This window comes from Bradyrhizobium sp. Tv2a-2 (assembly GCF_000472425.1).
In the GTDB taxonomy this organism is placed as follows: Bacteria; Pseudomonadota; Alphaproteobacteria; order Rhizobiales; family Xanthobacteraceae; genus Bradyrhizobium.
In genome coordinates, this window is record NZ_AXAI01000061.1 from 1 (window position 1) to 8,531 (window position 8,531).

Genomic DNA, 8,531 nt, shown 5'->3' on the forward strand with positions numbered 1-8,531 from the left:
TGTGTTTCGGCATGGAATAAGGACCCCGTATTCGGGGTGATCGGCATCCAATCGGGACCCCGGGACAAGGGTCCACAGTGGCTTCCATCAAGTCATGGAAGCCGAGGTTGGGATGCTGGTGGTGGAGACGATTGCGAAGATCCGTCGCGCCTATTTTGTTCATGGTCAGCCGATCAAGGCGATCTGCCGCGAGCTTGGCGTATCGCGCAAGGTGGTCCGCAAGGTCATCCGTTCCGAGGCGACGGAGTTCCGGTACGAGCGAGAGACGCAGCCGCTTCCGAAGATGGGCCCCTGGAGTGCCGAGCTTGACCGGTTGCTGGCGGCGAACGAGAGCAAGGCGGCGCGGGAACGGTTGACGCTGATCCGGCTATTCGAAGAGCTTCGCGGCCTGGGCTATGCCGGCGGCTATGATGCGGTTCGTCGCTATGCGCGGCGCTGGAGCCGGGAGCGTGGCGCCTCGACGGCTTCAGCCTATGTGCCGCTGAGCTTTGCGCCCGGAGAAGCCTACCAGTTCGACTGGAGCCACGAAGTGGTCCTGCTGAGCGGGGTCACGGTGATCGTGAAGGCGGCGCACGTCCGGCTTTGCCACAGCCGGATGCTGTTCGTTCGGGCCTATCCGCGCGAGACGCAGGAGATGGTGTTTGACGCCCACGATCGGGCGTTTGCGCTGTTCAAGGGCGCCTGCAGGCGCGGCATCTACGACAACATGAAGACGGCGGTGGAGACGATCTTCGTCGGCAAGGGCCGTCTCTACAATCGCCGCTTCCTGCAGATGTGCAGCCACTATCTGGTCGACCCGGTTGCCTGTACGCCGGCGTCGGGCTGGGAGAAGGGTCAAGTCGAGAACCAGGTCGGGCTGGTCCGCGAACGGTTCTTCACCCCGCGGCTGCGATTCAAGACGCTGGACGGGCTGAACGGCTGGTTGCTCGATAAATGCATTGCCTACGCCAAGGCGCATCTGCATCCAGAGTTCGCCGACCGGACCATCTGGGAGGTCTTCGAGGCCGAGCGGCCCAAGCTCGTTCCCTATGCCGGTCGGTTCGACGGCTTCCATGCCGTGCCCGCCTCGGTCTCCAAGACCTGTCTGGTGCGCTTCGACAACAACAAGTACTCGGTGGCAGCGAGCGCGGTCGGGCGGCCCATTGAGGTCCAGGCCTATGCTGACCGCATCGTGATCCGCCAGGACGGCCGGATCGTTGCCGAGCATCCGCGATCATTCGGCCGTGGCGAGACGGTCTACGACCCCTGGCACTACGTGCCGGTGCTGGTGCGCAAACCCGGCGCCCTGCGCAACGGCGCTCCGTTCAAGGACTGGGTGCTGCCGGCCGCGATCGAACGTGTGCGGCGGAAGCTTGCGGGCTCTGATGACGGCAATCGCCAGATGGTCGACATCCTCAACGCGGTGCTGACCGACGGACTGCCGGCCGTTGAGGCCGCCTGTGCTGAAGCGCTCGGTCACGGCGTCCATTCCGCCGATGTCGTGCTCAACATCCTGGCTCGGCAACGTGAGCCCGCCCCACCAGCCAACATCATGACCCCGGCTGCGCTGATCTTACGCCATGCGCCGATCGCCGATTGTGCCCGCTACGACAACCTTCGGAGGACCATCTGATGGAACGAACCCAAATCTTCGACCTCATGGGTGAGCTCAAGCTCTACGGAATGAAGGCCGCCTTCGACGAGATCATGGCGACCGCAATCAAGCGCCAGCATGAGCCGCAGCGCATTGTCGGCGATCTGCTCACCGCCGAGATCAGCGAGAAGCAGGCAAGATCGATCAAGTACCAACTCACCATCGCCAAGCTTCCACTCGCCAAGGATATCGACGACTTCCAGTTCGATGGCACGCCGATCAACCAGACGCTCGTCAACGATCTCGCCAGCGGCGGATTCATCGCCCAGCAGCGCAACGTCGTGCTGGTCGGCGGCACCGGGACCGGCAAGACCCATCTGGCCATCGCTATCGCGAGAAGCTGTATCCGCGATGGTGCCCGCGGTCGCTTCTACAACGTCGTCGATCTCGTCAACCGGCTCGAGACCGAGACCCGCAACGGTCGGCAAGGCCGGCTCGCCGAACATCTGACCCGCATGGACTTCATCGTTCTCGACGAGCTGGGCTATCTGCCGTTCGCACAATCCGGCGGTCAGCTCCTGTTCCACCTCATCAGCCGGCTCTACGAGCGCACCTCCGTCATCGTCACTACCAATCTGGCATTCGGCGAATGGCCGAGCGTGTTCGGCGATGCCAAGATGACCACCGCGCTGCTCGACCGCCTGACTCATCACTGCGACATCGTCGAGACCGGTAACGACAGCTGGCGCTTTAAAAGCCGCGACGACGATCAAACAACCCGCGCTCGCGCCGTCTCCGCAACCCCGACCAGCTCCGACGCCGCGAGCGCTACCAGCAAAGCACGCCGATCAAAGGGGTCCCTTTTGGATGCCGATAAGGGGTCCCATTCCAATGCCGATTGACACTCAGCCTTCGGTGCCTCTCGCGGCTGACGGCGCGGCTCCCCAGCTGGCGCCTTTTCCTCGACCCTTTGAGGCTCTCGGCCCATCTCCATCGGCCGCGGCACCTGTCCCGGACGCTGCGTTTCCTCTCGGCCCGCGGGCTCGCGGTTCGGCGCGGCAGCGGGCGCAGCCACCGGTATGCGGCTCGTGCGCGTCACGCCCTCGCCCTGCAGGACGCCGGGGCGCGCCGTCGCGGCGACCGCGGGCGCGCCGTGGTTCTGCTTTGAAAACAGCGCGCGGTCCTTAGCCGCGGTCTGGACATGCTGGACCTGTGCCGGCGTCGCCGCGACGTGCTGCTGATGCGCGAACGCTTCCTGCTGCGGCGTCGGCCGTACGGTGGTGCCGCCATTCCCGCCGTTGAAGCTGGCGCGATTGGCCGTGTTGTTGACGACCACCGTCTGATTGTAGACGTTGGTGATCCTGACATTGGTGATGTTGTTGACCGTGCGGTTGTAGAAGAAGGCGCCGTGATCCCAATGGCCGCCGAAATAGCCCTCGCCGGTATAGCCGAAGCCATAGTCGATGCCGCCATAGAAGCCGACTTCCAGTCCCCAGTAGCCCGGGTGGAAGATATAGCGCCCGCCAACCCAGCCCCAATAAGCGGGCGTCCACAACAGCTCGCGCTGCGGCGGCTCCACCCAGGTACCAGGCACCCAGTAGTAGTCGAGCTCGCTCGGATCCCAGGCCCAATAGCCGGGCACCCAGATATAGCCTTCTGCCGGGATGACCGGCTGCTCGTAATAGGGAAGCGGCGGCGGCGCCATCTCGACACTGATGTCGATCAAGGCTTGGGCATGCGCCGGCCGATTCATGTAGGCGGGGAAGGCTCCGCCCAGCATAAGGGCGAAAGCCGAGGGGATAGGCCGCTTAACAAAGGAACGATCGTTTTGGTTCCATGCTTCGGATTGAGATCGTCCTTTTCTTCATGGCAGAAAATGAGCGATGTCACTGAATGCAGGCTGAATGCATCTGTTGGATAATTGTCATGTTCTCCGGTTGCAGCAGCCCTCGTGCTCGATGTGGCGAGCGAGACGAACTTCATGAGACAAAACTGCACGCAGGAATTGTCGAGGCCATCGCTAGCAGAGCAGGTCCTCACTGGCCGTCTTGGTCGAAGCCAGCATCGTCTTGGTCGCCATCCGCAGCGTGGTAAGGTGATTCCGGCATCCATGGGAGGCGACTATGGATGTGGCATCGCTATCTTTGTGCATAATTCTGACTATTGCCCAACCCGCTCTTGCCGACGACAAGGACAAGCTTTTTGGCACTTGGAAGATTGTGTCAGCGGTCGTTGAGGATGTGCAGACCAAGGAGCAAAAGCCCCTCTATGGAGAACACCCTAGAGGCTACCTAATTCTTCTTCCTACCGGTCGAATGATCCAGCAAGGCCGAAACGGGGGTGGGCTGGGTCGACGCCTTGGCTATCGACACCAAGTTGAGTGGCGTCAAGAAAGATCTGGCTTTAAAATTCATTCGGCGGGTCGTTTCTGACGACAGTTATGTCGCAATGCTGGCGCCTGAGTGGCCCTATGGCTCGCACTACCTTCTCGCGGCGCGAACGAGTGTCCGAATCCCCAACGCACGCTCTACTCGCAGTTCTCCAAAGCCCATGCCGGGCGAGGCACGGGGACGGTTCCTCACCTTAATCGAGCCCTGCGAGATGTCGCCCAGAAGGTCACGTGTGCGCTTCCGGTCGACCGTGACGACCAGGCCACCAAGGCGGCTTGCAACATTCCGTAGGGGCCGAGCTTGGAAATCCGCGCGCAGCCCTTTGGCTTTCATGCATGCGTTGGGGCGACGTGCCAGTTGCGAAGAGACGCGATCGCCAGATCTGCTTTCTTCAGCAATTGCCGCAACGGTGGGCACTCAGGATAATATCGGGAAAGTGTCGCCTTGACCTCGTCAAGACTTTCAATGTGCCGATCCCAGCCTTTGGGTAGCACTCCGAGTGGGTCACTCTACGGAAGCTCATGATAGTAGAGGTCGAAGAACCCTTTATCGGAAAGCTCGTCGCGCTTGTACTCACACTGGGCCCAGTCGTCGAGTTCACAGCGGATTGCATCGACGCGCCGGTGAACGCCTGCGCGTTCCCTGGTGCCGATCAGCGCCGACTTCAACAGCCGCCCGACCAGCTTGTGTCCCTCAATCGGCATGGGAGTCTTTGGCCGGCGACGCTTGCCTGAAAAAAGCATGCTGTACTCGATGGTGTTGGTACTACCGCGTCGCTCCTCGACATTCTTGATCTGCGGCGCCTTGGCGTCGATCTCGTCCATTCGTCCCGAACTGACAAAAGCGGGGACAACAGGCCTCGATTCTCCTTCCCACGCTGATGTCAGAAGAGGAGCTGGCGCCGCCGCCAATCGCGAGACCAGTGGCGCCCGCGAAGATCCCTTGGAGCACTATCGATCGCTCGAATGTATCTGAGGCAGCTTAGCTGCCTCAGATACGGCACTTAACGACTATATATTTCGCCAGTGGTGCCTTGAGTATGGCTCAGATGAGATTGCCGGCGACGGCCCGGCTTTGTCCTCGACGGCTCTATTGTTCGTGTGATCAAGCGGCACAAAGCGAGCATCGACACACAACGTGGACTCATTATACGGAAGATTCATGCGAGACTCCGGCTGACCTGTCTCCAACCCGGACAGCAACCGGTCGGGCGGCGTGCTGAAGTCGAGCGACGGAAAGTCCTGCGACGAGCCGCGCACAAACTCAGGACCGTCCCACAACGCGGACTCATTGTACGGAAGATTGATGCGAGTCCCGGGAAAACGCGACTGCGCCCCTGCCAGCGCCGCGGCGATCTCCGGCGACGGGTTGTCCCTGGGCACAAAGTCAGGACCGTTACGCAACGCGGACTCGCTATACGCAAGATTCATGCGGGCCAGCGGCAGACGCGTCTGCGCCCCGGCCGGCGACGGGCTGCCCTGCGAATTGCCCGCCCCGTTGGGCGACCTCGCCAACCTTAGAGTACTTAGCTGCTGGTGAACGTCCGTTGGACCGTCTTGCCGGCTCGTCCCCTCTTCATGGATTGGTGGCAAAGCCCGCTCGATAGAGTTAACATCCATACCTCTGCTCCCGTTGAGAACCGCCACAGCCCGTTTCCGATTACCCTTAGATAGCAGAGCTGGCTTGCGAGAAGCTGACGAGATCCGCGTCGCGAAAGATGGCTGGGGCAGAATATTGCTGGCACGCAATAGAGGACTGTCCGCGGCCTTTGCCGAGACACCCGCTGCGTCGCTTGCCACTGGAAAAGTCGGGCCGGCGGTGGAATCAATCAGGACCGAATCGCTTCGAGACTATTCCGACAACTTGATGCCGTGAACGGCCTTCGCTCCGCAAAACGATAGCGCAAGCTGTCCTTCAAGCGACAGAGTGACTGCGCGGTTCGGCGAACGTCAGACAGCCTTCGAACAGAGCCCTAAATATTGCGTTTCCCCGACAGGTCCAGCAATCTTGAGTGATTTTGCTGCGAGGGAGCGATCCCTCCATTGCTTCCCTGCCGGGTATCCCTGTCCCCTACGCCCCGGGGACCCCAACCAGCCTGCCACGCACAGAAGGCATTCACGCCGCGCCGGTGAGCTCGACCATCGAATGCCAGCAGCTTGAGCGTCCAGCAGGCACGGCCTTCCCGGGGGAAGGCACAGTCCGTTGCCACCAGCAAGGCTTCTTCCGTGCCATGAGTTTGCGCTCCGCTCCGTGACGCGGCTCCTCGCTCAGCACCCGCTTCAGATTGCCGTCCACGAAGCGTCGCTTGGTCCGATACGCGGTCGGGCAGCCCACGCCAACGCTCCTTGCGATCCCCTCGTCGCAGGCTCCGGCGTCTGCCGGCCAATCTAATCTGCGCTCGCTTGACCTTGCGGGACCCATGCTTGCCGCTGCTGAGCAGCGCTCTGGAGTTTGGTGCGCACGATTTGGCTGAAGCCGCGGCTTCCGCAGTCGCTGACCAAGGAATTCTTGCTTGCCGATCTCGTCAACAACCTCGATCAGCTCGCCGAGGCAAAGAAACGAGGTGCTTAAGCGTGTAACGGAACGCGCGACAAACTCAGACAGCCCGCGTTTGCGCTGCGCTGTCCGCGAGTTTGGAAATGAACGAACCAAGAGATTCTTCGAACGCGCACTAAGAGCGAACGAATTGCATGCCGCGTGACTTCCTCCACAAGCATCCGCAGTTTGCGGATTTGATCCGGATTGTGGCGGATAAAAAGAGCATTGATCCCGTCCTGGTCGAAAGACTACTGGATCATGCACTGCCTTTGCAGACTTCAAGAGCTCGGCATGCCCCAGTTGAAAGGCAGCACATCGCTTTCACGAGGCCATAAGATCATCGGTAAACAGCGACAGGTTTGATAAAGCCCTTGGGGATCTGCCCGAAAGGATGGGGGGCTGCAGCAGTAAGGCAGATGTCTCGGATCCAGCCAACCCCGGTACATCCTCCCCGAGGATGAGTACCTCCGTGTTCCAACACAGGACGGCCGAATTGCGGGACGCGAATGAAGCTAACATCTGCGTTGGGCTCACAGCAGGATGGCTCAGCAATCTCCCGAACAGCCCGAGATCCCGAATGACTGCGCTGTCACTAGGATCGGACGGGCACCAGACAGCGGCTACGTGCCAGCAGAACTATGAGAGGCATGTGGGATCGTTGCGAAACGAGGGGGTAGGAGGCTCTGACGCGCGTCTTAGGGCAAGAGCCATCGTGTTGGGGGAGGCCGGCTTGGTGCCGTCCGAAACAGGGAACACCTACACATTCGGCGATCATATAAGTTTCTCGGAATTAGCGCACCAAATCACCGCCGATGGCAGAAAGTATTCGCTCAGCTTGTGTTTCGAACGGGGAGGCAGACATGAAAGACACTCGGTTGCGACATCAGCGTCGGATGGAATGACTACGTTGTTCGATCCTAACTATGGAGAATTTACCGTTCCATCAGCGGACATCGCTGAATTGTTCGAAAGCCTCGCCAATCGTTACAGGAACCCCAATAGACTGGAATTGTTGAACATCACTGGCCAGCGAGTGTTGATGAGTGGCTGATTTGATTAAGCATGTCGATTTGATCCTTGAAAGTTGGTGGCCCCTGATCCGTCGGACCGCGGCGGTGGCTACCTGCTAGGCGACCAAGCCCCACCGGATTCGTAAGCGTCGTTTTCAGGCCACGGCCTTGAGGGATTGCGCGCGATGAGCCCAGGGCAGAAGTTGGTCGATGTCGCGGTTTGGGTGGCCATTGGCGATCTTCGTCAGCACGTCGGTGAGATAGGCGAGAGGATCGACGTCGTTGATCTTGCAGGTCTCGATCAGAGAGGCGATGACCGCCCAGTGTTCGGCGCCACCGTCGGATCCGGCAAATAGCGCGGTCTTGCGGCTGAGCTTGATGCCACAAATCGATCGTTCGACCGTAATGTTGTCGAGTTCGATGCGACCGTCGTCGATGAAGCGCGTGAGGCCCTGCCAGCGCGAAAGGGCGTAACGGATGGCGGTGGCCAGTTTGATCTTTTGGCTGATGAGCGCCTGTTTGGCGCGCAGCCAGGCCTCAAAGGCTTCGGCCAGCGGCCGGCTCTTCTGTTGTCGCACAAGACGACGCTCTTCCGGGCTGCGACCGCGGATCTCTTTCTCAATCGCGTAGAATGCGGCTATGTGCTTCAGCGCCTCGCTGGCGATCGGTGCCGGACCGGCCGCCGCGAGTTCGTAGAAGTTGCGGCGCATGTGCATCCAGCAGAAGGCGAGCTCGACCTCGCCGCGATCGGCAAGCTTTGGATAAGCGCTGTAACCATCGACCTGCAGGACGCCCTTGAAGCCGGCAAGATGGCTGAACAGCCGCTCGGCCTTGCGGTCAGGTGCATAGACGTAGGCGATACCTGCCGGATCGAGGCCGCCCCACGGCTGGTCGTCGGCGGCATAGACCTAGATGTGAACTTTCAGGAGGTTGTCCATTCGGCCCGTGCCGTGAACGCTGATGTCGCCAAACACACAGTGATTCGCGGGGGACCGAATGGACACTCACAAGAATGCGCCA

The 8,531-nt window shown here is 60.7% G+C and carries 3 protein-coding genes and 3 pseudogenes; 3 read left to right on the forward strand and 3 right to left on the reverse strand.

Features of this window, described 5'->3' with window-relative positions:
- Positions 1-112 precede the first annotated feature (112 nt).
- Both istA and istB read left to right on the forward strand, forming a co-directional pair.
- Positions 113-1,646 (forward strand): annotated as a pseudogene (gene istA / locus A3AI_RS0141265) (IS21 family transposase).
- Positions 1,612-2,475 carry an IS21-like element helper ATPase IstB gene (gene istB / locus A3AI_RS49800; RefSeq protein WP_024520684.1) on the forward strand — a complete coding sequence of 288 codons (864 nt, stop codon included), beginning with the start codon at positions 1,612-1,614 and terminating at the stop codon, positions 2,473-2,475. Before istA ends, istB begins: the two are co-directional and overlap by 35 nt.
- A 683-nt stretch (positions 2,476-3,158) precedes the next feature.
- Here istB and A3AI_RS50150 read toward each other — a convergent pair.
- Positions 3,159-3,353: pseudogene (locus tag A3AI_RS50150) on the reverse strand (hypothetical protein); the annotation flags it as partial.
- A gap of 1,119 nt (positions 3,354-4,472) precedes the next feature.
- Positions 4,473-4,787, reverse strand: coding sequence for a DUF5623 domain-containing protein (locus A3AI_RS49805; protein ID WP_024521055.1), 315 nt, complete (start codon positions 4,785-4,787; stop codon positions 4,473-4,475).
- A 2,171-nt stretch (positions 4,788-6,958) separates the two neighbouring features.
- Here A3AI_RS49805 and A3AI_RS50435 point away from each other — a divergent pair.
- A complete protein-coding gene (locus A3AI_RS50435; RefSeq protein ID WP_156928180.1) occupies positions 6,959-7,552 on the forward strand; it encodes a YopT-type cysteine protease domain-containing protein in 594 nt (197 codons plus the stop codon).
- Between the two features lie 114 nt (positions 7,553-7,666).
- Here the strand turns inward: A3AI_RS50435 and tnpC are convergent.
- Positions 7,667-8,416 (reverse strand): annotated as a pseudogene (gene tnpC, locus A3AI_RS44875) (IS66 family transposase); the annotation flags it as partial.
- Positions 8,417-8,531: the final 115 nt, after the last annotated feature.

Coding starts and splice junctions, on each gene's coding strand:
- istB (WP_024520684.1), top strand. CDS start 1,612: ATGGAACGAACCCAAATCTTCGACCTCATGGGTGAGCTCAAGCTCTAC.
- A3AI_RS50435 (WP_156928180.1), top strand. CDS start 6,959: ATGAGTACCTCCGTGTTCCAACACAGGACGGCCGAATTGCGGGACGCG.
- A3AI_RS49805 (WP_024521055.1), bottom strand. CDS start 4,787: ATGGACGAGATCGACGCCAAGGCGCCGCAGATCAAGAATGTCGAGGAG.